Here is a 26,297-nt window from a genome sequence, read left to right as displayed (position 1 = left end):
TGGCGGTGCCGCGGGCGGGCCGCGCGGCCCCCGGGCCCCCCCCCCCCCCCCCCCCCCGGGGGGGGCGGGCCCCCCCCCCCCCCCCCCCCCCCCCCCCCCCGGCCGCTCCTCCGCAACCCCCGTATGCGGTGGCCGCTCCCGGATCAGTCCGTGGCGATCGCGTTCAGGACGTTCATCCGGCCCGCCCGGAACGCCGGGACGAGGGCGGCGAACAGGCCCACGAAGGCCGAGCCGATGAACACGCCGATGATCGTCGGCCAGGGGATGTCGAGGACCTTCAGGCCCTCCAGGGCGAGCAGCTGCTGGGCGGTGGCGCCCCAGCCCATGCCCAGGCCGAGACCGAGCAGCGCGCCGAAGAGGGCGATGACCACCGACTCCATCCGGATCATGCGGCGCAGCTGGCGGCGGGAGAGGCCGATGGCCCGCATCAGGCCGATCTCCCGGGTGCGCTCGACCACGGACAGGGCGAGCGTGTTCACCACACCGAGGATCGCGACGATGATCGCCAGCGCCAGCAGGCCGTAGATCAGGTTCAGCATCTGCCCGATCTGGTCCTTCAGCGCCTTCTTGTAGTCGGTCTGGTCGCGGACGGTGTACTGCGGGTATTCGTGCAGCGCGGCCTTCAGCGACTTGTACGCGGCCGCCTGCTGTCCGTCCTTCGCCGAGGCGAAGACCATCTGGTCGAGCGGCATCTTCGCGGCGGGCACGTACTTGGCGAGCGTGGCGGTGGAGATGTACTTCGCGCCGGAGTCGATGACGACGTCGCTGCTGGTGATGGCGCGGACCGTCAGTTCGGCGGTGGCGCCGTCCTTGAAGGCGACCCTGATCTTCGAGCCGAGGTGGATGCCGTGCGCCTCGGCGAACTTCTCGTGCACGGACATCGAGTCGGGCAGGTAGGCGTCCTTCAGGTCGCCGGCGACCGTCTTGGTGCGCAGGTCGGTGGCGTACGTCGGGTCGGCGGCGGTGATGTCCGTGTCCTTGAGCGTCTTGCCGTCGGGAGTGGTGTAGTCGGCCGACGTGACCTTGTACTCGGTGACCCGGGCCAGTCCCGGCGTCGACTTCACGGCCTGGACCGCCTGGGCGACGACGGGCTGCCCGCGGTCGCTCTGGATGATGAAGTCCGTGCCGACGGTCTTGTCGAGCTGGTCGGTGGCGGAGGCGACCATGGAGGAGCCGACCACCGACAGGCAGGCGACCAGCGCGAGGCCGATCATCAGGGCGGCGCCGGTGGCGCCGGTGCGGCGCGGGTTGCGCAGGGCGTTGCGTTCGGCCATGCGCCCCACCGGGCCGAAGGCCCGCAGCAGGACCGCGCCGAGGACGCGCACCACGCCGCCGGCAAGCAGCGGGCCGATCACCACGAAACCGAGCAGGCTCAGCACCACGCCGAGACCGAGCCACATCGAGCCCTCGGTCGCCTTGGCGGCGTTGGAGGCGAGGTAGAGGCCGGTGCCGCCGGCGCCGGTGAGGACCAGGCCGAGCACGGCCCGTACGACGCCGGCCCTGGCGTCGGCGGGGGCGCCGGCGTCGCGCAGGGCGGCCATCGGGGAGACCTTGCCGGCCCGGCGGGCGGGCAGGTAGGCGGCCAGGACCGTGACGACGATGCCCAGGACCATGCCGATCACCGGGGTGGTCCAGGCCACCGTCAGGTCGTCGGTGGAGAGGTTCATGCCGGTCATGCCCATGAGCTTCATCAGGCCGACGGCGATGCCGACGCCCGCGCCGACGCCCAGGACCGAGCCGGTCACGCCGAGCAGCAGCGCCTCGGCCAGGACCGAGCGGTTGACCTGCTTGCGGCTGGAGCCGATGGCCCGCATCAGACCGATCTCGCGGGTGCGCTGGGCGACCAGCATCGAGAAGGTGTTGATGATCAGGAAGATGCCGACCAGGAAGGCGATCCCGGCGAAGCCGAGCATCGCGTACTTCATGACGTCCAGGAAGCTGCCCACGTCCTTGCGGTTGGCGTCGGCGGTCTCCTTGGCGGTCTGCACCTTGTAGGCGGCGCCGATGCCGGCCGTGACGTTCTTCTTCAGCCGGTCGTCGCTGGTCCCCGCGGCCGCGGTGACGTTGACGTTCGTGTAGACGCCTGCCTGTCCGACGAGCGCCTGCTGGGCGGTCGCGGTGTCCAGGTAGAAGATCGCCGCGCCGGGGTTGGTGACGGTGAAGGTGGCGATGCCGGAGATCTTCGCGGTGTGCGTGCCGACCGCGCTGATCACGCCGATCTCGTCACCGAGCTTCAGGTCGTGCTTGTCGGCGGTGTCCTCGTCGACCATCACCTGGTCGGAGCCCTTGGGCGCCGCACCGGAGGTGATCTTCATGGTGCGGGCCTCGTTGGCGTTCCAGCTGCCGACGATGGTGGGCGCTCCGCTGGACGGCGACAGGTTGTCCTTGTCGGCGTCGACGACGGTCACGGCGCTGGAGAAGACGGACCCCTCCGCCGACTTCACGCCGGGCAGCCCGCGGACCTCGTCCAGCACGGAGGCCGGCATGACCGGCGGCTTGCCGTTGTCGGACGTCGTCTCACCGGTGTCGGAGGCGCTGCGGGCGCTCACCGTCACATCGGAGGAGGTGGCCGCGAACAGCTTGTCGAACGTCGTGTTCATCGTGTCGGTGAACACCAGCGTGCCGCACACGAACGCCACCGACAGCAGGACGGCGACGGCCGACAGGGCCATGCGCCCCTTGTGCGCGAAGAAGTTGCGCATCGAGGTCTTCAGGACGGTCATGACGTACGCCCCCGGGCGTCGAAGTCCTTCATGCGGTCGAGGACGGAGTCGGCGGTCGGCTTGAGCATCTCGTCGACGATCCGGCCGTCGGCGAGGTAGAGCACCCGGTCCGCGTAGGAGGCGGCCACCGGGTCGTGCGTGACCATCACGATCGTCTGGCCGAGCTCGTCCACGGAGCGGCGCAGGAAGCCCAGGACCTCCGCGCCCGCGCGGGAGTCGAGGTTTCCGGTCGGCTCGTCACCGAAGATGATCTCGGGGCGGGCGGCGAGCGCCCGGGCCACGGCGACGCGCTGCTGCTGGCCGCCGGAGAGCTGGCTGGGCCGGTGCTTGAGCCGCTCGGCGAGGCCGACGGTCTCCACGACCTGGTCCAGCCACCCCTTGTCGGGCTTGCGTCCGGCGATGTCCATGGGGAGCGTGATGTTCTCCAGGGCGTTGAGCGTCGGCAGCAGGTTGAACGCCTGGAAGATGAACCCGATCCGGTCCCGGCGCAACTGGGTGAGCTTCTTGTCCTTCAGACCGGTGATCTCGGTCTCGTCCAGGTAGATCTGACCGCTCGTCACGGTGTCCAGCCCGGCGAGACAGTGCATCAGGGTGGACTTGCCGGACCCCGAGGGGCCCATGATCGCGGTGAACTGGCCGCGGGCGATGTCCACGTCGACGTGGTCGAGCGCGACGACACGGGTCTCGCCGGCCCCGTAGGCCTTGACGACCTGCCGCGCTCGCGCGGCAACGGCCGTACGCCCTCCAGTGCCCCCGTGCCTGGTGATGGTCACAGCCGATGTCACGGTTTGTCTCCTATATCGGTCAGCAAGTAGGACGCGCCGATCCCGGGCGGGGTCGGTGCGCGTGCGCGGTGCGTCGGTACGCCGGTGCGGGTGTGGCGGAACTTCGCCGGCCCGTCCGTACGCCGCCCAGTCTGTCGGCGGGAGAGGGTGCGGCGCGCTGGTGCTCGGCACCCTCTTTCCCGGGGGTTAACCCCACCCTCCGACGGTGGCGGTGGGGCGCCCCGACGACGTAGGACCAATGTAAGGACGGCACCGGGTCCGTCTCCTCCTCCGCCGGTACGAACCCTCCCCGACCCCTTGTGCGGAGATACCCCTAGGGGTCCTCAGCCCCGGGGTGGAGCCCCTCTCGGGGTCGCCTCCACCCGGTGGCGGGATCACCCTCCACCCTGCCGTCGCGTCAGGGGCAAGTGGGAAGCTGTCGTACGAGACAGGTGCAGGGGGCACGGGGAGGGGATCCGGTGAGCGGTACGACACCTGCGACACGCGACGCCGTACAGCACACCGGCACCCGGCACCGGGGCGCGGTGGTCGCCGCGCTGATGCTGGCCATGGCGCTGCCGGCCCTGGACTCCACGGTGGTCTCCACCGCCGTCCCGCAGATCGTCGGCGACCTCGGCGGCTTCTCCGTCTTCTCCTGGCTGTTCTCCGGCTATCTCCTCGCGGTGACGGTCAGCCTCCCGGTCTACGGCAAGCTCTCCGACACCTTCGGCCGCAAACCCGTGCTGGTGGCCGGCGCGGCCGTCTTCCTGCTGGGCTCCCTGCTGTGCGCGCTCGCCTGGAACATGGGCGCGCTGATCGCGTTCCGCATCGTGCAGGGACTCGGCGGCGGGGCGCTCCAGGGCACGGTCCAGACCCTCGCGGCCGACCTCTACCCGCTGGCCGAGCGCCCGAGGATCCAGTCGAGGCTGTCCACCGTGTGGGCGGTGTCGGCGGTCGCCGGTCCGGGCCTGGGCGGCGTGCTGGCGGCCTACGCCGACTGGCGCTGGATCTTCCTGGTCAACCTGCCGATCGGCGCGGTCGCGCTGTGGCTGATCGTCCGTCATCTGCACGAGCCGCGACGACCCGCACGCGCCCGTGTGCGGGTCGACTGGGCGGGCGCGCTGACGGTGTTCGCCTGCGGCGGCGTCCTGCTGACGGCACTGGTGCAGGGCGGGGTGGCCTGGCCGTGGCTGTCGGCGCCGTCGATCGCCCTGTTCGCCGCGGGACTCGCGCTGGCCGCGCTGGTCGTGGTGGTCGAGCGCCGGGCCGCCGACCCCATCATCCCGGGCTGGGTCTGGCGCCGCCGCACGATCGCCGCGGTGAACCTCGCGCTGGGCGCGCTGGGCCTGCTGATGGTGGCGCCGAGCGTGTTCCTGCCCACGTACGCGCAGTCGGTGCTGGGCCTGGCCCCGGTCGCCGCCGGATTCGTGCTGTCCGTATGGACGTTGAGCTGGCCGGTGTCGGCCGCGCTCAGCCAGCACGTCTACCGGCGGATCGGCTTCCGCGACACCGCGCTGCTGGGGATCGGCGCGGCCGCCGTGATCCTGCTCGCGTTCCCGTTCCTGCCCTACCCCGGCGCGGCCTGGCAGCCGACCCTGCTGATGCTGCTGCTCGGCGCCGCCCTGGGCCTGTTCCAACTGCCCCTCATCGTCGGCGTGCAGTCGACGGTCGGCTGGGCGGAACGCGGCACGACCACCGCCTCCGTCCTGTTCTGCCGCCAGACCGGGCAGACGATCGGCGCCTCGGTGTTCGGCGCGGTCGCCAACGGGGTGCTCGCGGCCCGCCTGGGCGGCACGGGCGACCTGGACTCCGTCACCCGCGGCCTGGACGGGGGCACCGCGCCGGAGGCCACCCGACGGGCCGTCGCGGACGCGGTGCACGCGGTGTACCTCGGCGCGTCCTGCGCCGCCGCGCTCGCCTTCCTGGTGCTGCTGTTCGTCGCGCCGCGCCGCTTCCCGGTCCTGCGCGAGCCCGCCGACTGACACCACCGCACCGACACCACCGCGCCGGCAGCACCACCGCCACCGCCGCTGTCACCACCACCGCCACCGCCGCTGTCACCGCCGGTAACACCGCGTACGACACCGCAGGTCGGTCAGGCAAGCGCGTACCTACCGCCCAGTTCGGCGAAAAGCCCGCACACCGGTCAACGGCCCGAGTAGCGTGCGTGAACCGCACCCCCACCTCCCTGCGGTCCGCCGCCACGGACCCGAGCCGCGCAAGGAGCCCGGGATGAGCCACGACCCGTTCCCGCCGCACCCGCACGCCCATCCCCACGCCCGGCCGCGTCCGGCACAGCCGCCGTCCCCCACCTACCCCTGGCAGCCGAAACCGCCACCGGAGCCCGCACCCCGCCGCCGCCCGCACCGAGAGGCCCTCGGACGCCACAGCGACCTGCGGATCCTGCGCGGCGCCTACCGCCGCCAGCGCCGCGTGGCCACCCTCACCGCGCTCGGCTACTTCACCCTCTTCCTGCTGCTGTCCGCCCTGGCGCCGTCCTTCATGACCCGCATGCCGGCCGAGGGGCTGCCCACCGGCCTGCTGCTTGCCCTGCTCCAACTCCCCGTCACCTGGCTGGCGGTCGCGCTCTACGAACACACCGCCCGCCGCCGCGTCGACCCCCTCGCCGACCGCATCCGCACCCTGGCCGAACTGGACGCCAGGCGGGGAGCCGGCCGATGACCGGGTTCAGCGACAGCGCACAGACCATGTCCCTGATCGCCTTCACCACCGTGGCCACCCTCACCCTGCTGCTGTGCGTGATCACCGGCCCCGACCGCGACGACCTCGACGCGTTCTACACCGGCGGCTCCCTCTCCCCGCTGCGCAACGGCCTCGCGATCGCCGGTGACTACATCTCCGCCGCGACCGTCCTGGGCACCGGCGGCGTGATCGCCCTGTGCGGCTACGACGGGATCGTCCTCGCCCTCAGCACCGCACTGTCGCTGATGCTGCTGATGTTCCTGCTGGCCGAACCCCTGCGCAACGCGGGCCGGTTCACCATGGGCGACGCCCTCGCCCGCCGGATGCCGGGACGTGCCGTACGGATCGCCGCCTGCGCGGTCACCCTCGCCGCGCTGCTGCCGCTGATGCTGGTGCAGCTCGCGGGCACCGGCCAGCTCCTCGCCTTCATCCTCGGCTTCTCCGGCGACTCGCTGAAGACGGCCTGCGTCCTGGGCATGGGCGCACTGATGATCAGCTACGCGGCCATCGGCGGCATGAAGGGCACCGCCCTGATCCAGATGCTGAAGATCGTGATGCTGCTCGGTTCGGGCGCCGTGGTCGCCGTACTGATCCTGCGCCGCTTCGACTGGAACCCCGGCAGCCTCTTCGCCACGGCCGCGCAGCAGAGCGGGGTCGGCGCCGCCTTCCTGCGCTCCGGGCTCGAGTTCGCGGACAGCCCCTACCCGCGCCTCGACATGATCACGTCCCAGTTGTCGGTGGTGCTCGGCGGCGCCTGCCTGCCGCACATCACCATGCGCATGTACACCGCCGCCGGCGCCCGGCAGGTGCGCCGCTCGCTGTCCTGGGCGGTGTCCGCGGTGGGCCTGTTCGTCCTCGTCATCACGGTCGTCGGCGTCGGCGCCACCGCGCTGATCGGCCGGGAGGCGATCGCCCGGGAGGACCCCCGGGGCAACACGGCCTACCTGCTGGGCTCGCGCGCCGCCTTCGGCCCCGACGTGTCCACGGCCGAGACCCTGCTGTTCACCACCGTCACCACGGCGCTCTTCCTCACCCTGCTAGCCTCCGTCGCCGGAATGATCCTCGCCTGCGCCGACTCCCTCGCCCACGACGTCTTCGCCGGCCGCGGGCGGGCGACGACACCACGCCGCGAGTTGCGGCTGGCCCGCCTGTCGGCCCTGGCCGTCGGGCTCCCCGCGGTCCTGCTGGCCACCCAGGTCCAGCACCGCAGCCTCCAGCCGCTGGCCACCCTCTCCTTCTGCCTGGGCGCCTCCGCCCTCGCCCCCGCCCTCGTCTACAGCCTCTTCTGGCGCCGCTACACCCGAACCGGACTGCTGTGCACCCTCATCGGCGGCTCCCTCGCGGTCCTGCTGCTGATGCCGGGCACCAACCTGGTGTCGGGCTCGCCCGTGTCCGCCTTCCCCGAGGCCGACTTCAACTGGTTCCCGTTCACCACGACCGGCCTGGTCACCGTCCCGCTGGGCTTCGCCCTCGGCTGGCTCGGCACCCTCGCCTCGGGCCGCCGGCAGGCGGAGGAGCAACGCCGCCAGTACGAGGCGGTGGAGGCGTGGATCCTGGCGGGAGCGACCCGCGGCGGCACGGGAGCGGCGCCCGAGGAGAGATGAGCCCGACCCGTCAGGGCGCCTGTTCCACTTCCACCTGTTCCCGGCCCGTCAGCGCGCTGAGGCGGCCGCGCACATGGTCCATGTGGGCCCGTACCTCGTCCCACTGCTCCCCGTGCTCGCGCAGCACCTGCTCCGTGTCCCGGCTGATCCGCTCCGCCTGCGCCCGGGCCCCGGCCAGCAGTCCGGCCGCCTGCGCCCGCGCCTCCTCCTGCCGACGGACCGCCGACCGCTCGGCGTCGGCGAACGCCCGCCTCGCCTCGGCCAGGGCCGCCTCGGCGCGCTCGACCAGACCGGCCTGGTGCGCGTCGAACGCCTCCACGCCGGCGACCGCCGCGCGCTCCTCCCGCGCCCACCGCTCGGCCTGCTCCTTCGCCTGTCCGGCGCGCATCGCGGCGGTGCGCGTACGCGCCTCACGCAGCGCCGACAGGACCTCGCCGCGGGACCGCTTCACCTCGCGCCGGGTGGCGATCCGGATCCCGTCGGCCTCGGCGCGGGCCGCCAGCAGCCGCTGCCGGGCGGCCTCCTCGGCCCGCGCGCCCACCTCGTCCGCGTGTTCCCGTGCCGCCCGAAGCGCCTCCTGGGCATCGGCCTCGACCTGTGCGACCCGCTCCCCCGCCTGCTCACGCGCGTCCTCGCGGACCGCCGCCGCCTCCTCCCGCGCGAACCGCAACAACGACTGCGCGCGCTCCCCGAGCGCCTCGTACGTCTGCGGAGCGAGCCGCGCGACCCTCTCGCGCAACCCGGCCGCCTGCGCCTCCATCTCCTTGGCGAGCACGGTCAGCCGGGCGGCACGCTCCCAGGCGGCGTCACGGTCGCGGGAGAGCGCGGCGGCCTGCGCATCGACCTGTTCGGGACGGTAGCCGCGCCGCCGTACGGTCACGAAACCGTACGGCGACACCGATGCGCTGCTCATCCTGGGAGCCCCTCTCCACCCTGCACACACGAAACGACGATTGCGCGCACATACTGATGGATCAGGCATAAGCGTTCATAACGCGACACTCCGCGAGTGCGTCACGGCCGCGGACCCGACCGGCGCAACCGCAGCCGCCGGAAACCGCGGACGGGCGGCCCGCGCCCGGGAACCGCGGCCGCCGACGGACGAAAAAAAGGGGCGGCCCCGGTCCACCGACCGGGGCCGCCCCCTTCCGCACTTCACCCGACGTCCGCCCCCGTCAGAGCAGTCCGTCCCACATCTGCTCCAGCAGCACCGACCACCAGCTCTCCGGCGAACCCAGCGCCGCCGGGTCCAGCGAGGCCAGCTGGGTCTGGAAGTCGACCGTCCAGCGGCCCGCCTGCTCCTGGTTCAGACCGAACCGCAGCCGCCACATCCGGCCGAGCAGCGCCAGACAGCGCGCGAACTCCGGCAGACCCGTGTTGACGAACTGCGGCGGCACCGACCCGCCGCCCGGCCCCGCCTCCACCGGCACCGCGACGATGTTCGCCGTGCCGTACTGCACACAGATCGCCTTGCCGAAGTCGCTGCCCATCACCAGGTACGAGCCGGCGTCGGGCGCCGGCCGCACCCCGCGCTCCTGCGCCAGCTCCGCCAGGGTCGGCACCGGCCGCCCCGGCTGGGCCTGCGCCCAGAAGAACGGACCCATGTCCGCGGGCAGCCCCGCCACCACCAGCGTGTGCGCCACCACCGGCGGCACCCCCTGACGGGACACCGCGGCCTGCTCGAACCGGAACACGCCCGGCCCGAACGCCGCCGCCAGCTCCTGCGCGATGCCCTCCGGCGGGATCGGCGGCGCGGGCTGCACCGGCGGCAGCGGCGCACGCACCGGCGCCGGACGCGCCGGGCCGTCCGCGACCTGGTGCAACTCGCCCTGGTGCGCCAGCAACTGCCCCATGCCCTGCTGCCGGCTCGCGTGATCCGTGCCGTACGGCGCGATGCTCGCGATCCGCGCCTGCGGCCACTGCTCCCGGATCATCCGCGCGCAGTACGCGCCCGGCAGCTCGCACGACTCCAGCTCGGTGTGCAGCTCCAGCACCTGCCCCGGCGGCACGTTCATGCCGCGCAGCTCGTGGAAGATCTGCCACTCCGGGTGCGGGGTGCCCGGCGCCGAACGCCGGATCAGCTGCTGCTCGGAACCGTCGTGCGCGCGGTAGCGCAACACGGCCTGATAGCCGGGACCGACCGTCGGCTGGGCACCGGGCGGCGGCATCGGCGGACCCGGGGGAACCGCACCGTGCGGCACGGCGCCGGGCGGGACCGGACCGGGCGGCATCGGCTGGGGAGCCCCCGCGGGCACACCGGGGACGGGCGGGGGCGGGAACGCGGCGGGGGCACCCACCGGGGGCGCCGCCAGCACGGTCTCCGCATGGTGCACGGCACCCTGCGGCCCCCCGGCGGAGGCCGGCCCACCGGGAGCACCCGGCGGATTCGGCGCGAACGGCGCACCGGGCACGCCCGGAGGCTGCGGCGCCCCCGGCCCACCCGTGCCCGCCCGGCCGGGATCGGCCAGCATCGTCGCGGCGTGATGAGCACCGCCGACACCGCCCGGAGGCGTACCGCCGGGCACGTTCGGGGCGCCGGGCGGGTTCGGGGCGGCCGGCGCCCCCGGGGGCCCCGGAGGCTGCGGCGCCCCCGGCCCCTGGGGCCCGTCGGGCCCGAGCGCCGACACCAGCTGCGTGGGCACGTAGGCGCCCGCCCCGGCCCCCGGCGCACCGGGAGCGGGCGGCGCGGGAGGCGGCGTACCGCCCGGCCGCACGCCCGGGGCCCCCGGGACACCCGGCGGGTGCGGCGGCTCGGCCGAGCCCCGCGCCCGACGCGGCGGCGCCGCCTTGCTGGTCGCGGCGTCGGCGATGTCCCCGGCGTTCGGCGCGAGCGGCCGCTGCGGCGCGCCCGGACCGGACGGCGCGCCCTGCGCGGCACCAGCCGCAGCGCCCGGCGGAACGGCCGGAGCGCCCTGGGCGCCGGGCGTCTGCGGGTAGCCGTACACCGCGGAGCCGGGTGCCGGAGGCGGCGTGGCCCCCGGCACCGGAGCCGGACCCGGCACCCCGGGCACAGGCGTGCCCGGAGCCGGCGGCTGTCCCTGCGGGTATCCGTACGGCACGGCACCGGGCGGCGGCGTCCCACCGGACGCGGGCGTCGGCCCGGCCGGAGCACCCGCGCCCTGCGGATAGCCGTACGTAGCGGGCGCACCGGGCGGAGGCGCGGCGTCGAACGCCGGCGTCACCGTCGTCGGCGGAAGCCGGCTGCCGCCCGAGATCATCTCCGTCTTGGCATCCTGCATCCGGTCGTCGCCGTCACCCACCGGCGGCGCGAACACCGTCGCGGGCAGCGGTACGGAACGGTCCTCCTCGAAGTCCGCGTTGGTGTCCGTACCCGCCCAGGGCGTCGCCCCCGCGGACCCACCGGACGCCCCGGAAGCCGCTGACGCGCCCTCCTCACCGCCCGCCACCGGCCACGACACCCCGGCACCCGACCCGGCACCCGGCACCTCGCGCGCACCCGCCTGGGTCTGCGGCAGCGAACCCCCGCCCGCGGCGACCCCACCGGCCCCCGAGGTCCCGGACGCGGCCCGCGCCCCCTCGCCCCGCCGGTCCGGAATCCCCAGCTTGTCCGCCGCCTCCTGCAACCACTCCGGCGGACTCAGCAAGAACGACGTCTGATTCAGATCGACCCGCGCCGCAGGAGCCGGAGCCGCGTCCGCCACCCCCTCCTCGGCACGCCCGTACTCCTCCTCGTACCGACGGATCACCTCACCCACCGGCAGCGCGGGCCACAGCGTCGCGTCCCCGCTGTCCCGCGCGATCACCAGCCGCTGCGCGCCCCCGTCCGAACGCGGCCCGTCCGCCCGGTCCTCGGCCCACACCACGAAGCCCAGCCCGAACTCCCGCACCCGCACCTCACGATGCTGATACGCCGGCACATCCCCGTTGACCCACTCCTCGGCGCGCTCCTGCGCCTGCGCGAACGTCACCATCGCCGAGATCACTCCCCCACCGAAGACACGGAAGCCGCCGAGGACACCGGCACCGCACGCGCGAAACCACCATCCACCATCAGGTTCGCCACCGTCTCCAACTCCGGCGGACTGCCCGCCAGACGCGACAGGAACACATCGAAGTCCTCACCGCACGGCAGCAGCAACCGCTCCACCCGCTCCGCCGGCGACCACCCCGGATCCACGTCCCGCACGTCGTCGTACGCGCAGAACCACACCGAACCGATCCGGTCGCCCTTCACCTTCACGGCCAGCAACCCGCCCTGGACGAACCCGACCCCCAGGTAATCCTTCGTCAGGTGGTCACGCAGGCACTTGTTCACATACACCAGGTCGTTGACCGCCGCCTCGTCCCGCACCGTGAAGAACGGCTGGTCGATCAGCAGCCCCAGCTCCGCGTCCAGCGCGGTGCCCACCGGCGCACAACCGCCCGCAGCCTTCAGGAACGACCGGTACGCGCCCGGCAACCGGTACCCCAGGTCCTCCTCGACCCCCTGCACCTGCTGCTCCGACACCGCCACACCCGACTTCGACAGACCGAAGTGAGCGGGCCGCGTCTCCTGCAACGGCCGCGTTCCCCGCTTGCCGTGGTCCACCGCCGTCGTCGCCACCCCACCGTGGTGCCGCAACAACGCCTTCACCTCGACCGGCACCAGCTCCAGCCGACGCGAACCCACCACGTGATGCCACGTCCAGCCGTGCGGGGTCGCCACGTCGGCCACCGTGTCCCACAGCTCGTGCCCCGCCGCCGCCGACGCCGCGTTCGCCGACACGTAGTCCGTCAACCGCAACTCGTCGACCCCGAAACCCTCCGGCGGCTCCGCGATCTCGGCCACCGCACGCGCGTACGGCGAGAAGTCGGGATAGCCGTGCTCATCGACCCGCACCCCCCTCGGGTGCCGAGCCGCCCGGACCGGATCCGGAAAGTGCACGACCTGCCCGGCATAGGCCGCGTTCGGCGGCGCGGCTTGCCCGAGCCGACCTGTCGTCATGACGGTTGCCCCCTGCGGCACTCTGTACAGGCCCGGCCCCGGCACCCTTCCGGTCCCGGAACACCACGGCCCGTGGCGGACTGTCTCCTACGTCACCCACGCGCGTCGACCGCACGCAGCACGGTGGCGACAGCCTATGCGGTACGTCGACACCGGTCACCGGGCCTCCACTTCCGTGACCGGACGTCACCCCGCCGTGACGACCCGCCAGGAACCGGGCGTGTCGCACCGCCCCAGTTACCGCAGCAGCCACGCGATTTGGCACCCTGGGTCCACCGGGGGGATGCTCGGGAGGGGATGACGATCATGAATGCCACACAGACAGGGCCGCACGCCGGACCCGACACCGCCATGTCCGGGGACCCCAGGGTCGACTGGAGCGCCAGCGAGACACCGCACGCCCCCACCCTCCTCCACCGCCGCGACGGCATACTCCCCACCATCGCCGCGGCCCTCTCCGTCCGCGGCGCCACGCTCACCGGCACCGCCGCCCGAGGCGACCAGGCACCCGCCCTGCACCCCCTGGTCCAGGACTTCCTCGACAGCCTCGGCAGCGCCCAGCGCGACCGCTCCACCGGACGCTGCGCCGAAGCACTCCTGATCTCCCGCCACATCGCCGCCGCCGACGCCGCCCGCACCAAGCGCGCCGCCCGCAAGCCGATGACCAACGGCGAAGCCCGCCGAATCCTCCGGCAGGCCAAACTCACCACCCGCCGCATCCGCGAGGACGGCGACCCCCTCCACGGCGGCTTCGCACCGCCCTGCCGCGCCTGCACCGCCCTCAGCGCCCACTTCGGCGTACGCATCGTCGACCCCGTGGACAGCGACGGCTGACCCCCACCCCCGCACCCCACCCACGACGCCGACGAACGCAGGCCACATGCACGCCGACCGCACCTCTTCCACCCGCTTCTCCGTGTCCGTCGACGCCGCCCTGCGCGCCGCCGGCTGGCAACCCGGACGCTGGGACATCAAACAGGCCGAGATATGGGCCGACACCCTGCGCGAACACACCTCACCCGCAGGACACCGCCACACCGTCTTCCCCGCCGCCGTCGAGGCCTGGGCCGAATTCGGCGGCCTGCGCATCGCGCCCCCCGGCACCGGCCGCCAGGTCGCCCCCGCCAAACTCCACCTCGACCCCCTGCACGGCCTGCACATGGCCCGCACCCTCGGCGACCTCGGCCGCGCCCTCGGCACCGAGGTCTGCCCCCTCGGCACCGAGGTCTGCCCCCTCGGCACCGAGACCGACACCCAGGCCGTCCTCACCATCGACACCGAAGGCCGCGTCTACACCCTCGACCACACCGGCGACTGGTACCTCGGCCCCGACATCGACCACGCCCTCGCCCTCCTCGTCACCGGCATCGAACCGGCACGGCTCACGGCGGGCTGAACCACTACACCGACGGCACGGCAGGACCGGACGCCACACCCGACGACGCCGACGGCACGGTCGCACCCGAAGCACCCGACCCGGCCGACGACACCGACGGAATCACCGCCGACACCCGGAAACCCCCCGCATCCGTCGGCCCCGACACGAACACGCCCCCCAGCGCCAGCACCCGCTCCCGCATCCCCACCAAGCCGTTGCCCCCCGACGGCAACCCCGCCGCCGACCCCGACGAGCCCTCCGGCGGCGCCCCGTTCTCCACCTGCATCGCGATCTCCGACACCCGGTGCGCCAGCCGCACGTACGTCTTCGCGCCCGCCGCGTGCTTGTGGACGTTCGTCAACGCCTCCTGCACCACCCGGTACGCCGTCTGCTCCACCTCCGGCGCGTACGACCGCGACTCCCCCTCCACCGACAGGTCCACGACCATCCCCGCAGCCGCCGACTGCCCCACCAGCTCCTCCAGCTCCTCCAGACACGGACCCTCGACCTCGTCCGCCGCCCGCGAGGCCGCCGCGGCCGCAGCCGCCCCCACCGCCGCCAACGGCACCGACACCCCCTCCCGCCGAGCCGCACCGTCCCCACTGCGCAGCACCCCGAGCATCTCCCGCAACTCGGTCAACGCCTGCCGCCCCATGTCCCCGACCAGGGCCGCGTTCCGAACCGCCTTCTCCGGATCCTTCCGCGCCACCGCCTGCAACGCCGCCGCGTGCACCACCATCAGACTCACCCGGTGCGCGACCACGTCATGCATCTCCCGCGCGATCCGCGTCCGCTCCTCGTTACGCGCCCACTGCGCCCGCTCCTCGGCCCGCTCCGCCAACAGCTGAAGCTCCCGCTCCAGACTGTCCGCCCGCTCCCGCAGGCTCTCCATCAGCCGCCGCCGCGCCCCCACGTACAGACCCAGCAGCACCGGCGGCGCCGTCATCCCCAGCGCCGTCGTGATCGAAGCGAACGGAATGAACCAGTCACCCAGCGCGAGGTCGCCCCGCGCCATGTCCTGCCGCACCCGCACCAGCATCACGATCAGCATCCCCACCAGGGACATCCCCGCCAGCGACGCGATGATCCGCCGCGGCAGCTCGGACGCGGCCAGCGTGTAGAGCCCCGCGATGCCCATCAGATAGCCCATCTGGGCCGGAGTGATCGCGATCGACACCAGCACGACCGCGATCGGCCACTTGCGCCGGATCAGCAGCGCCGAACCGGCCAGCAGCCCGAAACCCACCCCCGCGGCCGTCGGGATCCCCGCGTCCCGGCCGAACCGCACACCCTCCAACGCACACTCCGCCGCGGACACCGCCGCCAGCGCCACATCCAGCCCGGCACTTCGCCACCGCGCCCACCACCACGGCCCCGTACGGGCCGCGGAGTGGTCTTCCCCCGTCGTGGTCATGCCTCCAGCCTACGGGCGGCGGGCCGGGCTTTTCCGGCTAGTTTCCGCGACCGACCCACACCACACCACGTAGTCGAACAGCTACAAAAGTCTCAGCTATCACCCGAACTGCTGAACTACCGATCACCCGACCCCGGAATCACCCAGTCCGCCCAGACGCTATGCCCGTGGCACATTCACTTAGCAAGTACGCGGACTTCGAGGGTCTCCGGGAGCGGGCGGTGGCGCTGAGGCGCAAGGGCTACAGCCTCCGACAGATCCGCGACGAGCTGAAGATCTTCAACAACGACATCCTCAATCAGCTGGTCAAGGGAGAACCGCCACCGGAATGGACGAAGCGCCCGAACGCGAAGGACGACCTGCGAGCCAGGGCGCGGGAGCTTCGGCTCCAGGGCTGGACGTACGACCAGATCGAGGCAGAGCTGGGCTGCTCCAGGAGCTCGGTTTCACTGTGGGTACGCGATCTCCCCCGTCCTAAACCCCGCTACACACCCGAGGAACAACGAGCTCTCATGAACGAGGGCCTGGCAAGGCGTCGCGCAGCCGAGGACGAGGAGCGCGAGAAGACGCGGCTCGCGGCCTGCCAGGAGATCGGGGAGATGACAGATCGCGAACTCTTCATGGCGGGCGTCGCGCTGTACTGGGCCGAAGGGTCCAAGAGCAAGCCGTACGACCGGCGCGAGCGGCTCGTCTTCGTCAACAGCGACCCACGGGTCATCAAGGTCTACCTCGCATGGCTCGACCTCCTCGGTGTGGACCGGGAGCGTCTCGGCCTCCGCGTGCTCATCCACGAATCCGCAGACATCGAGGCCGCGCATCGATACTGGGCAGACCTTGCCGAGGTCGCCCCCTCGACGTTCGCCAAGCCGACGCTCAAGAGGCACAACCCAAAGACCGTCCGCAAGAACACCGGTGACGACTACCGCGGCTGCCTGGTCGTCGTAGTCGCCAGGAGCGCCCATCTGTACAACCGAATCGAAGGCTGGTGGACCGGAATCATGACCCAGGTCGAGGCTCGTCTCCGGTAAGGTCTGACGCAGCGATCCGCCGTAGTGTAATTGGCAGCACGGCACCCTTTGGAGGTGTTCGGTCTAGGTTCGAGTCCTAGCGGCGGAGCCCTAGCACACAACAGCCGAGCACGGGCCCTGACAGCACTGTCAGGGCCCACTCTCATGTCTCCCAAGAAACGCCCCGGTATCCTGCGGTTGTCCCCACCTCATCCACAGCCGAAGGACAACTCCGTGAGCGCCATCCGCCCGGCCGCCGTCGTCGTACTCGCAGCGGGTGAGGGCACCCGTATGAAATCGGCCACACCCAAGGTCCTGCACGACATCTGCGGTCGCAGCCTGGTGGGCCATGTCCTGGCCGCCGCCCGCGAGTTGGACCCCGAGAACCTCGTCGTCGTGGTCGGCCACGCCCGCGAGAAGGTCACCGCGCACCTCACCGAGATCGACCCCCAGGTCCGTACGGCCGTCCAGGAGCGGCAGAACGGCACCGGGCACGCCGTCCGGATGGCGCTGGAGGAGCTGGGCGGCCCGGTGGACGGGACGGTCGTGGTGGTGTGCGGCGACACTCCGCTGCTGTCCGGCGAGACCCTCGGCCGGCTGGCCGGGACGCATGCCGCGGACGGCAACGCGGTGACCGTGCTGACGGCCGAGGTGCCGGACGCGACGGGGTACGGCCGGATCGTGCGGGACGGCGCGTCGGGTGCCGTGACCGCGATCGTGGAGCACAAGGACGCCAGCGACTCGCAGCGGGCGATCCGCGAGATCAACTCGGGCGTGTTCGCGTTCGACGGCCGGCTGCTCGCGGACGCGCTGGGCAAGGTGCGTACGGACAACAGCCAGGGCGAGGAGTACCTGACGGACGTCCTGGGGATCCTGCGCGAGGCGGGGCACCGGGTCGGGGCGTCGGTGGCGGTGGACCACCGGGAGATCGCGGGGATCAACAACCGTGTGCAGCTCTCCGAGGCGCGGCGGATCCTGAACGACCGGCTGCTGACCGCGGCGATGCTGGCCGGGGTCACGGTGGTCGACCCGGCGACGACGTGGGTGGACGTGACGGTGACGTTCGAGCAGGACGCCGTCGTGCATCCGGGCACGCAGCTGCACGGTGCGACGCATGTCGGCGCGGGTGCGGAGGTCGGTCCCAACTGCCGGCTGCGGGACACCAAGGTGGGTGCGGGGGCCCGGGTGGACAACACGGTGTCCGACGGGGCGGTCGTGGGTCCGCAGGCGAGCGTGGGGCCGTACGCGTACCTGCGTCCCGGTACGCGGCTGGGACTGAAGTCGAAGGTCGGTACGTACGTGGAGACGAAGAACGCGTCGATCGGCGAGGGGACGAAGGTGCCGCACCTGTCCTATGTCGGGGACGCGACGATCGGTGAGTACACGAACATCGGCGCGGCGAGCGTGTTCGTGAACTACGACGGTCAGGACAAGCACCACACGACGGTGGGCGCGCACTGCCGTACGGGTTCGGACAACATGTTTGTGGCGCCTGTCACCGTCGGGGACGGTGCCTACACGGCCGCCGGGTCCGTGATCACGAAGGACGTGCCGCCCGGTTCGCTGGCCGTGGCCCGTGGCCAGCAGCGGAATATCGAGGGTTGGGTGGCCCGTAAGCGTCCGGGGAGCGCGGCGGCGAAGGCGGCCGAGGTGGCGTCCCGGGAGCCGGGCGGCGAGGGCTGACCGGAAACGGGCGCGCTCCGGACGGCGTACCGTGATAAGTGCACACCCGCACCCCACCAGCTGAGACGGCCGTTCGTAGCCAGCTGCGCAGGCCTCTCGACACCCAGCTGAGACACCTCTGAGGAGACAGTGCTGTGACCGGGATCAAGACGACCGGCGAGAAGAAGATGATGTTCTTCTCCGGCCGCGCCCACCCCGAGCTTGCCGAGGAGGTCGCCCAGCAGCTGGGTGTCGGGGTCGTCCCGACGAAGGCCTTCGACTTCGCGAACGGCGAGATCTATGTGCGTTATCAGGAGTCGGCGCGCGGCGCGGACTGCTTCCTGATCCAGAGCCACACGGCTCCGATCAACAAGTGGATCATGGAGCAGCTGATCATGATCGACGCGCTGAAGCGTGCGTCGGCCCGCTCCATCACGGTGATCGTGCCGTTCTACGGTTACGCGCGGCAGGACAAGAAGCACCGTGGTCGTGAACCGATCTCGGCGCGTCTGGTCGCGGACCTGATGAAGACGGCGGGTGCGGACCGCATCCTCACCGTCGATCTGCACACGGACCAGATCCAGGGCTTCTTCGACGGTCCGGTGGACCACCTGTTCGCGCTGCCGCTGCTGGCGGACTACGTGGGCGACAAGGTGGACCGCGACAAGCTCACGGTGGTCTCTCCGGACGCCGGCCGGGTGCGGGTGGCGGACCGCTGGTGCGACCGTCTGGGTGCGCCGCTGGCGATCGTGCACAAGCGGCGTGACAAGGACGTGGCGAACCAGGTGACCGTCCACGAGGTGGTGGGCGAGGTCAAGGGCCGGGTGTGCGTGCTGGTCGACGACATGATCGACACGGGTGGCACGATCTGTGCCGCGGCGGACGCGCTGTTCGCGCACGGTGCGGAGGACGTCATCGTGACGGCGACGCACGGTGTGCTGTCGGGTCCGGCGGCGGACCGGCTGAAGAACTCGAAGGTGAGCGAGTTCGTGTTCACGAACTCGCTGCCGACGCCGGGTGAGCTGGAGCTGGACAAGATCACGGTGCTGTCGATCGCGCCGACGATCGCGAGTGCGGTGCGTGAGGTGTTCGAGGACGGTTCGGTGACGAGCCTCTTCGACGAGCAGTAGGGGTCCGGGCGTCGTAGCGATCCGGCGCCGGAAGATCCTTTTGGGTGCGGCCTCCCTCTCCGAGTAGACTGCCGAAGTTGCTCGGCGAGGGAGGCCGTTCTCCGTTTTTTCACGGGGGATGCGGCTGTCCGTTATCGACGCGCTCTTCGTAGCAGGCCGTTCGTGGCCGGGTGACCACGTCCGTGCTTTCTGACACTACGAGGAGTGATCATGTCCGAGGTCAAGATCTCCGCCGAGACCCGTACCGAGTTCGGCAAGGGTGCCGCCCGCCGTATCCGCCGTGACAGCAAGGTCCCCGGCGTCCTGTACGGCCACGGTTCGGACCCGGTCCACCTGACGCTGCCGGGTCACGACCTGCTGCTGGCGCTGCGTACGCCGAACGTCCTGATCTCCCTGGCCATCGACGGCAAGACCAACGAGCTGGCGATCCCGAAGGCCGTGCAGCGTGACGCGGTCAAGGGCTTCCTGGAGCACGTCGACCTCCAGCTCGTGAAGCGCGGCGAGAAGGTCACCGTCGAGGTGCCGGTGCACGCCGAGGGTGAGCTCGCCGCCGGTGGCAACCTGCTGGAGCACGTGCTGAACGCGCTTCCGGTCGAGGCCGAGGCCACGCACATCCCGGAGGCCGTCACGGTGTCGGTCGAGGGTCTGGAGGCCGGCGCGTCGGTGCTCGCCAAGGACGTCGCCCTGCCGTCCGGTGTGACCCTGGCCGTGGACGCGGACGCCGTCGTCCTGCAGGTGCTGGCCGCGCAGGCGGAGGAGGCGCCCGAGGGTGCCGAGGGTGAGGGCGAAGAGGCCGCCGAGGCCTGATTCCCGCCGTCGTAGTTGTCTCGTCAGCCGCTGTTCCCTTCAGGGTTTTTGAATGGGGGCAGCGGCTGGCGCGTATCCGAGGAGACATGCACGTGACGACCGACGCCAATGCCCCCTGGCTGATCGTGGGGCTGGGCAATCCCGGGCCGGAGTACGCGATGAACCGGCACAACGTGGGGTTCATGGTGGCCGATCTGCTGGCCGGGCGGATCGGGGGCAGGTTCAAGCGGGCGGGCAAGGCGCAGGCGCAGGTCGTCGAGGGGCGGATCGGTCCGCCGGGGCCGGCGAACCGTCGGGTGATCCTGGCGAAGCCGATGTCGTTCATGAACCTGTCGGGGGGTCCGGTGAACGCGCTGCGGGACTTCTACAAGGTTCCGCTCGCGCATGTGGTGGCGGTCCATGACGAGCTGGACATCGACTACGGGGTGCTGCGGCTGAAGCTGGGTGGCGGCGACAACGGGCACAACGGGTTGAAGTCGATGACGAAGGCGATGGGCGCGGACTATCACCGGGTGCGGTTCGGGATCGGGCGGCCGCCGGGGCGCATGCAGGTCGCGGACTTCGTGCTGAAGGACTTCGCGTCGGCGGAGCGCAAGGAGCTGGACTACTTCGTGGACCGGGCGGCGGACGCGGTGGAGTGTCTGGTGATCGAGGGGCTGGAGCGGGCGCAGGGGACGTACAACTCCTGAGCGGTGGGGCGGCGGCCGGCCGACATTGACTTTCCGCCATGCAATGGCCAAGGATCTCCGCCATGCCTGCCCATTCCCGTGTCCCGGCCGGTCGTCAGGGTGCCCGAACCGCGCTGCGGTTCGGGCAATCGGCGGCGATGGGGACGGTCGCCGTGCTGATCCTGATCGCGGGGGTGTGGGCGTCCTGGGGGACGGCCCAGCACGTGATGCTGACGAAGGGCCGGGAGAGCGGCACGGTCCGGGTGACCGACTGCGGCTCGGACACCTGCGCGGGGCCGTACACGCCGCTGTCGGCCGGTTCGCGGGCCCGGGCGTCGGTCGTGATCGCGAAGTCGGTCGCGGTGCGCAAGGAGCGGACGTACACGGTCGTGGTGAAGCCGGGCAGTGACGAGGTGGTCCGCTCGGGTCCGGCCGGGGTGCTGTACGCGTGGGTTCCGCTGGGCGGGGCGCTGCTGCTGGCCTCGGTGGTGGTCGCGGGCGGGCTGCGGCGGACGCGGGTGGCGTGGGCGCTGGCGGGCACGGGGGCGCTGCTGCTGACGACGGCGTTCGTCGCGGTGCAGTAGCCCGGGCGCAGGCCCGAGCAGGCCCGCGGAGCGCTCCGGCCCGTTCGGCCGTGGCTGTTGTTCCTACGGAGGTCGTGCGGATGCACGAGTGCCCCCGGCCCGGGTGGGCTCGGGGGCACTCGTGTGCGTGGTGCGGGGCGGGTCAGCCGGTGTTGCGCAGGCCGGCCGCCACGCCGTTGACGGTCAGCAGCAGGGCCCGGGACAGCAGCGGGTCGGGCTCCTCGCCGGCCGCGGCGGCGTCGCGCTGCCGCTTGAGCAGGGTGACCTGGAGGTAGGAGATCGGGTCGAGGTAGGCGTCGCGGATGGCGAAGGTCTGCTTCAGGACGGGGGTCGCGTCGAGCAGCTCCGGTTCGCCCGTGATGCGCAGCACCTCGCGGACGGTGAGTTCGTGCTCGGCCCTGATGGTGTCGAAGACGTGCTTGAGCTCGTCCGGGACGAGGGTGTCGACGTAGTGCCGGGCGATGCGCAGGTCGGTCTTGGCGAGGGTCATCTCGACGTTGGAGATGAAGTTGCGGAAGAAGTGCCACTGGTCGTGCATCTCGTCGAGCACGGTGTCGAGGCCGGCTTCGCGCAGGGCCTTGAGGCCGGAGCCCACGCCGAACCAGCCGGGCACGATCTGCCGGGACTGGGTCCAGCCGAAGACCCACGGGATGGCGCGCAGTCCGTCGAGCGAGACGCCCGAGCCGGGGCGGCGGGAGGGCCGCGAGCCCAGGTGCAGGTCGGCGAGCTGGTCGACCGGCGTGGAGGCGAGGAAGTACGTCGGCAGGTCGGGGTCCTCGACGAGCCGGCGGTAGGCGGCGTGGGCGGCGTCGGAGACGACGTCCATCGCGGCGTCCCAGCGGGCGAGGGCCTCGTCGGACTGGCGGGGTGCGGTGTGCAGGGCGGACGCCTGGAGCGTGGCGGCGACCGTCAGTTCCAGGTTCTCCCTGGCCAGGGAGGGGATGAGGTACTTGTCGGAGATGACCTCGCCCTGCTCGGTCACCTTGATCTCGCCCTCCAGGGTGCCCCAGGGCTGGGCGAGGATCGCGTCGTGCGAGGGGCCGCCGCCGCGGCCGACGGTGCCGCCGCGGCCGTGGAAGAGGCGCAGGCGGACGCCGTAGCGGTGGGCGACGTCGCGCAGTCGGCGCTGGGCGCGGTGGATCTCCCACTGGCTGGTGGTGATGCCACCGAACTTGGAGGAGTCGGAGTAGCCGAGCATGACCTCCTGGACGTCTCCGCGCAGCGCGACCAGGCGCCGGTAGGAGGGGTCGGAGAGCATCTCCTCGAGGATGGTGTCGGCGGCCTTGAGCTCGTCGGTGGTCTCCAGCAGCGGGACGATGCCGATCTGGGCCCAGCCGCCGTGCAGGTCGATCAGGCCGGCCTCGCGGGCCAGGACGGCGGCGGCGAAGACGTCGTCGGCGCCCTGGCACATGGAGATGATGTACGACTCGATGACCTCGGGGCCGAAGACCTCCAGGGCGCGCTTGACGGTCTGGAAGACGCCGAGGGTCTTGGCGCCGGCGGCGTCCACGGGCGCGGGGGTGGGGCCGAGGGGGCGCCGGGAGCGCAGTTCCTTGGCGAGCAGCCTGGTGCGGTACTCGCGGGGCATGTCGGTGTAGCGCCAGGACTCCTCGCCGAGCCGGTCGAAGAGCTGGCCGAGGGCGTGGTGGTGGGCGTCGGCGTGTTCGCGGACGTCCATGGTGGCGAGCTGGAGGCCGAAGGCGGCCAGGGTCCTGATGGTGCGGTCCATGCGGCCGTCGGCGAAGAGGCCGCCGCGGTGTTCGCGGAGGGAGGTCTGGATCAGCGTCAGGTCGTGCAGCAGCTGGGAGGTGCCGAGGTAGTCGTGGCCGGGGTCGTGGGGGGTGCCGGTGGCCAGGCGCTGCTTGGTGTTCTCCAGCTTCTGCCGGATGCAGGTGGCCTTGAGCCGGTAGGGCTCCTCGGCGTTGAGGCGCTTGTAGCGGGGGCTGATCTCGGGCAGCCGGTCGAGGTCGGTCCGGAGGGACTCCAGGAGCTCCTCGGTGGCGCCGGTGTAGCGGATGGAGTTCGACAGGAAGCCGCGCAGCTCGTCGATCATCTCCAGGGCGTCGTTGATGCCGTGCTCGTGCTGGAGGATCAGGACGTCCCAGGTGACCTGGGGGGTGACGTTGGGGTTGCCGTCGCGGTCGCCGCCGATCCAGGTGCCGAAGGTGAGGGGGCGGGTGTCGTCGGGGAGCTTGACGCCGACGCGCTCCAGTTCCGCGGTGAGGTCCTCCAGGACGTCCCCGACGGCGTTGGCGTGCAGTTCGTCGAGGTAGTAGATGGCGTTGCGGGCCTCGTCGGCGGGTTCGGGGCGTACGACGCGCAGTTCGTCGGTCTGCCACACGAGGTCGATGTTCTCGGCCAGACGGGTGTCGTAGCGGCGGCGGTCGGCCTCGATGACGGGGCTCTCCAGGAGCGCGGCGATGCGCCGGAGCTTGTTGAGCACCGACCGGCGTGCGGCTTCGGTGGGGTGTGCCGTGAACACCGGGCGAACGTTGAGGTGCTTGACCGTCTCGCGCAGGTGGTCGGGGTCGGCGTCCTTGAGCCGGTCGGCCGTGCGGGCGAGGAGGCCGCCCTCGGCGGCGCGGCGGGCGCGCAGTTCTCGGCCGCGGTGCACCTGTTCGGTGACGTTGGCCAGGTGGAAGTAGGTGGAGAAGGCGCGGACCAGCTTGGCCGCGGTGTCCAGTTCGATGCCACGCAGCAGTTCTGCGGCGGCCTCGCCGTCCTCGCGGGTGAGACGGCGGACCTTCTCGACCAGTTCGAGGAGTTCGGGGCCTTCCTGCCGGACGAGGGTCTCGCCGAGGAGGTCACCGAGGCGGCGGATGTCGGCGCGCAGTTCACTGCCGGTCGTCGTGGTCTGGTCGTCGGCACTGCTCACAGGTGCGGCTCCTTGCAGTGTTGAAGCTCGTCTGGGAGGGGAACCCGGAAACACGCCTCTCGCGCGGCGGCTGCCGCATACGGGTCGGGCATCCGGGAATGAATCAGAGCGGACCGCGCTGTCCGACCGACTCCAAGGATAGGTGTCCATGCGGACGCGCAGGCTGTCGGGCTCTTGCCGCCGGGCGGCGCGCTGCCATACTTACGTCGCCGTAGGTTACGGAACCGTAGGAAAGGTCACTCGGTTCCCGTGACCCGTACGCCGCCCCCCCGCCCCTCCTTCGATCCCACAGGGGACGCCCATGACCACCCATCCCGACGTGATCAAAGACGCCCCGAAGGCGACCGGCGACACGCCGATGCCCTCGGCCACGCTGGGCGGTGAGCGGAAGGGTTCGATCGAGCGGATCACCCTGCTGCTGTTCATCGCCGTGCCGTTCCTCGCGCTGCTCGCCGCGGTTCCGCTGGCGTGGGGCCGGGGGGTGAGCTGGCTGGACCTCGGGCTGCTGGTGTTCTTCTACTACCTCGGCTGCCACGGCATCACCATCGGTTTCCACCGTCACTTCACGCACGGGTCCTTCAAGGCCAAGCGGCCGCTGAAGATCGCGCTGGCGATCGCGGGGTCGATGGCGGTGGAGGGTCCGCTGGTGCGCTGGGTCGCGGACCACCGCAAGCACCACAGGTTCTCGGACGCCGAGGGCGACCCGCACTCGCCGTGGCGGTACGGGGAGACGGTTCCGGCGCTGGTCAAGGGCCTGTGGTGGGCGCACATCGGCTGGATGTTCGACGAGGAGCGGACCCCGCAGGAGAAGTACGCGCCGGATCTGATCCAGGACCGGACGCTGCGGGCGATCTCCCGCCAGTTCATCCTGTGGACGCTGTTGTCGCTGGCGCTGCCGGCGGTGATCGGCGGGCTGGTGACCATGTCCTGGTGGGGGGCGTTCACCGGTTTCTTCTGGGGTTCCCTGGTGCGGGTGGCACTGCTGCACCACGTCACGTGGTCGATCAACTCGATCTGTCACGCGGTCGGCAGGCGGCCGTTCAGGTCGCGGGACCGCTCGGGCAACGTGTGGTGGCTGGCGGTGCTGTCGTGCGGCGAGTCCTGGCACAACCTGCACCACGCCGATCCGACCTCGGCGCGGCACGGGGTGGAGCGCGGGCAGCTGGACTCCTCCGCGCGGCTGATCCGCTGGTTCGAGCTGCTGGGGTGGGCGTCGGACGTGCGCTGGCCGTCACGCTCGCGTATCGATTCGCGCCGGAAGACGGAGGAGGACGCTTCCCGGCAGGAGAGGTCGACCGCCGAGGCGGCATGATTGACGCCGTGGCGACCGATCCCAGCAGCACCTCCAGCAATGAGAAGCCCCGGCGTGCTCGTCGCACCCGTATGACCGGTGCCGAGCGCCGCCAGCAGCTGCTGGAGATCGGTCGCACGCTGTTCGCGGCGAAAGGTTTCGAGGGCACCTCCGTGGAGGAGATCGCCGCCAAGGCGGGGGTGTCCAAGCCGGTGGTGTACGAGCACTTCGGCGGCAAGGAGGGCCTGTACGCGGTCGTCGTGGACCGGGAGATGCGACGGCTGCTGGACATGGTGACCGGTTCGCTCACCGCGGGGCATCCCCGTGAGCTGTGCGAGCAGGCGGCCTTCGCGCTGCTGGACTACATCGAGGAGTACACGGACGGTTTCCGGATCCTGGTCCGGGACTCCCCCATTCCGCAGTCGACGGGGTCCTTCGCCTCGCTGATCTCGGACATCGCCACCCAGGTGGAGGACATCCTGGGCCGTGAGTTCAAGAGCCGCGGCTTCGATCCGAAGCTGGCCCCGCTGTACGCCCAGGCGCTGGTCGGGATGGTCGCCCTGACCGGTCAGTGGTGGCTGGACGTGCGGCGTCCGCGCAAGGCGGAGGTGGCGGCGCATCTGGTGAACCTGGCGTGGCACGGGCTGGACGGGCTGGAGGCCAAGCCGCGGTTGATAGGGCATCGCAAGAGCTGAGCGGTGCGCCGCGCCGCCCCACCCGGCCGGCTCGGCGCGCCGTCCGG

General features: G+C 71.8%; 20 protein-coding genes and 1 tRNA gene. 14 read left to right on the top strand and 7 right to left on the bottom strand.

The features are described 5' to 3' along the window. Positions 1-143 precede the first annotated feature (143 nt). Both ACZ60B_RS15290 and ACZ60B_RS15285 read right to left on the bottom strand, forming a co-directional pair. The gene (locus tag ACZ60B_RS15290) at positions 144-2,723 is read right to left on the bottom strand and encodes an ABC transporter permease (RefSeq protein WP_469387019.1); all 2,580 of its coding nucleotides are present in this window, start codon (positions 2,721-2,723) and stop codon (positions 144-146) included. Further along, positions 2,720-3,508 (bottom strand): ABC transporter ATP-binding protein, encoded by a 789-nt coding sequence (locus ACZ60B_RS15285; protein ID WP_469387017.1) that lies wholly within the window; start codon positions 3,506-3,508, stop codon positions 2,720-2,722. The genes ACZ60B_RS15290 and ACZ60B_RS15285 overlap by 4 nt, the downstream gene beginning before the upstream one ends. Positions 3,509-3,966: 458 nt before the next feature. Between ACZ60B_RS15285 and ACZ60B_RS15280 the strand changes: the two genes are divergently transcribed. From ACZ60B_RS15280 to ACZ60B_RS15270, 3 genes are all read left to right on the top strand, one after another. Continuing rightward, positions 3,967-5,469, top strand: a complete 1,503-nt coding sequence (locus ACZ60B_RS15280) for an MFS transporter (protein ID WP_469387015.1) — start codon at positions 3,967-3,969, stop codon at positions 5,467-5,469. A 250-nt stretch (positions 5,470-5,719) separates the two neighbouring features. Further along, entirely contained in the window at positions 5,720-6,169 is a 450-nt protein-coding gene (locus ACZ60B_RS15275) for a DUF485 domain-containing protein (RefSeq protein WP_469387013.1), read from the top strand. Continuing rightward, positions 6,166-7,794 (top strand): sodium/solute symporter, encoded by a 1,629-nt coding sequence (locus ACZ60B_RS15270; RefSeq protein WP_469387011.1) that lies wholly within the window; start codon positions 6,166-6,168, stop codon positions 7,792-7,794. The genes ACZ60B_RS15275 and ACZ60B_RS15270 overlap by 4 nt, the downstream gene beginning before the upstream one ends. 10 nt (positions 7,795-7,804) lie before the next feature. On the opposite strand, the gene ACZ60B_RS15265 is transcribed toward ACZ60B_RS15270, so the two are convergent. The 3 genes from ACZ60B_RS15265 to ACZ60B_RS15255 all read right to left on the bottom strand — a co-directional run bounded on the left by ACZ60B_RS15265 (position 7,805) and on the right by ACZ60B_RS15255 (position 12,739). Then, the gene (locus ACZ60B_RS15265) at positions 7,805-8,707 is read right to left on the bottom strand and encodes a cellulose-binding protein (protein WP_469387009.1); all 903 of its coding nucleotides are present in this window, start codon (positions 8,705-8,707) and stop codon (positions 7,805-7,807) included. 262 nt (positions 8,708-8,969) lie between these two features. Beyond that, positions 8,970-11,726, bottom strand: a complete 2,757-nt coding sequence (locus ACZ60B_RS15260; RefSeq protein WP_469387007.1) for an SUKH-4 family immunity protein — start codon at positions 11,724-11,726, stop codon at positions 8,970-8,972. Between the two features lie 8 nt (positions 11,727-11,734). After that, positions 11,735-12,739 carry an SMI1/KNR4 family protein gene (locus tag ACZ60B_RS15255; protein ID WP_469387040.1) on the bottom strand — a complete coding sequence of 335 codons (1,005 nt, stop codon included), beginning with the start codon at positions 12,737-12,739 and terminating at the stop codon, positions 11,735-11,737. Between the two features lie 297 nt (positions 12,740-13,036). Between ACZ60B_RS15255 and ACZ60B_RS15250 the strand changes: the two genes are divergently transcribed. Together ACZ60B_RS15250 and ACZ60B_RS15245 are read left to right on the top strand one after the other, a co-directional pair. After that, complete coding sequence (locus ACZ60B_RS15250; protein ID WP_469387005.1) at positions 13,037-13,573, top strand: YwqJ-related putative deaminase; 537 nt, start codon at positions 13,037-13,039, stop codon at positions 13,571-13,573. A gap of 46 nt (positions 13,574-13,619) precedes the next feature. Next, positions 13,620-14,135: an SUKH-3 domain-containing protein gene (locus ACZ60B_RS15245; RefSeq protein ID WP_469387003.1), complete on the top strand. Its 516-nt coding sequence runs from the start codon at positions 13,620-13,622 to the stop codon at positions 14,133-14,135. 4 nt (positions 14,136-14,139) lie between these two features. Here ACZ60B_RS15245 and ACZ60B_RS15240 read toward each other — a convergent pair whose 3' ends face one another. Next, positions 14,140-15,531 (bottom strand): sensor histidine kinase, encoded by a 1,392-nt coding sequence (locus ACZ60B_RS15240; protein WP_469387001.1) that lies wholly within the window; start codon positions 15,529-15,531, stop codon positions 14,140-14,142. Positions 15,532-15,698: 167 nt separating this feature from the next. On the opposite strand from ACZ60B_RS15240, the gene ACZ60B_RS15235 reads away from it, so the two are divergent. The 7 genes from ACZ60B_RS15235 to ACZ60B_RS15205 all read left to right on the top strand — a co-directional run bounded on the left by ACZ60B_RS15235 (position 15,699) and on the right by ACZ60B_RS15205 (position 21,389). Then, complete coding sequence (locus ACZ60B_RS15235) at positions 15,699-16,559, top strand: helix-turn-helix domain-containing protein (protein WP_469386999.1); 861 nt, start codon at positions 15,699-15,701, stop codon at positions 16,557-16,559. Positions 16,560-16,574: 15 nt separating this feature from the next. After that, positions 16,575-16,647 (top strand) — tRNA-Gln (locus ACZ60B_RS15230). Between the two features lie 125 nt (positions 16,648-16,772). Further along, entirely contained in the window at positions 16,773-18,221 is a 1,449-nt protein-coding gene (gene glmU, locus ACZ60B_RS15225) for a bifunctional UDP-N-acetylglucosamine diphosphorylase/glucosamine-1-phosphate N-acetyltransferase GlmU (protein ID WP_469386997.1), read from the top strand. A gap of 134 nt (positions 18,222-18,355) precedes the next feature. After that, positions 18,356-19,330 (top strand): ribose-phosphate diphosphokinase, encoded by a 975-nt coding sequence (locus ACZ60B_RS15220; RefSeq protein WP_469386995.1) that lies wholly within the window; start codon positions 18,356-18,358, stop codon positions 19,328-19,330. A gap of 210 nt (positions 19,331-19,540) precedes the next feature. Then, complete coding sequence (locus ACZ60B_RS15215; protein ID WP_469386993.1) at positions 19,541-20,137, top strand: 50S ribosomal protein L25/general stress protein Ctc; 597 nt, start codon at positions 19,541-19,543, stop codon at positions 20,135-20,137. Positions 20,138-20,223: 86 nt separating this feature from the next. Next, the gene (gene pth, locus ACZ60B_RS15210; RefSeq protein WP_469386991.1) at positions 20,224-20,826 is read left to right on the top strand and encodes an aminoacyl-tRNA hydrolase; all 603 of its coding nucleotides are present in this window, start codon (positions 20,224-20,226) and stop codon (positions 20,824-20,826) included. Positions 20,827-20,888: 62 nt separating this feature from the next. Beyond that, a complete protein-coding gene (locus ACZ60B_RS15205; protein ID WP_469386989.1) occupies positions 20,889-21,389 on the top strand; it encodes a hypothetical protein in 501 nt (166 codons plus the stop codon). A 142-nt stretch (positions 21,390-21,531) separates the two neighbouring features. Here the strand turns inward: ACZ60B_RS15205 and ppc are convergent, their stop codons facing one another. After that, positions 21,532-24,264, bottom strand: coding sequence for a phosphoenolpyruvate carboxylase (gene ppc / locus ACZ60B_RS15200; protein WP_469386987.1), 2,733 nt, complete (start codon positions 24,262-24,264; stop codon positions 21,532-21,534). A gap of 301 nt (positions 24,265-24,565) precedes the next feature. On the opposite strand from ppc, the gene ACZ60B_RS15195 reads away from it, so the two are divergent. Both ACZ60B_RS15195 and ACZ60B_RS15190 read left to right on the top strand, forming a co-directional pair. Next, positions 24,566-25,576 (top strand): acyl-CoA desaturase, encoded by a 1,011-nt coding sequence (locus tag ACZ60B_RS15195; RefSeq protein WP_469386985.1) that lies wholly within the window; start codon positions 24,566-24,568, stop codon positions 25,574-25,576. Next, a complete protein-coding gene (locus tag ACZ60B_RS15190) occupies positions 25,573-26,250 on the top strand; it encodes a TetR family transcriptional regulator (RefSeq protein ID WP_469386983.1) in 678 nt (225 codons plus the stop codon). Before ACZ60B_RS15195 ends, ACZ60B_RS15190 begins: the two co-directional genes overlap by 4 nt. The last annotated feature ends 47 nt before the right edge of the window (positions 26,251-26,297 follow it).

The sequence above is a fragment of the Streptomyces sp. NPDC104096 genome (genome assembly GCF_055584385.1).
This window is presented reverse-complemented; position numbering and strand designations above follow the sequence as displayed.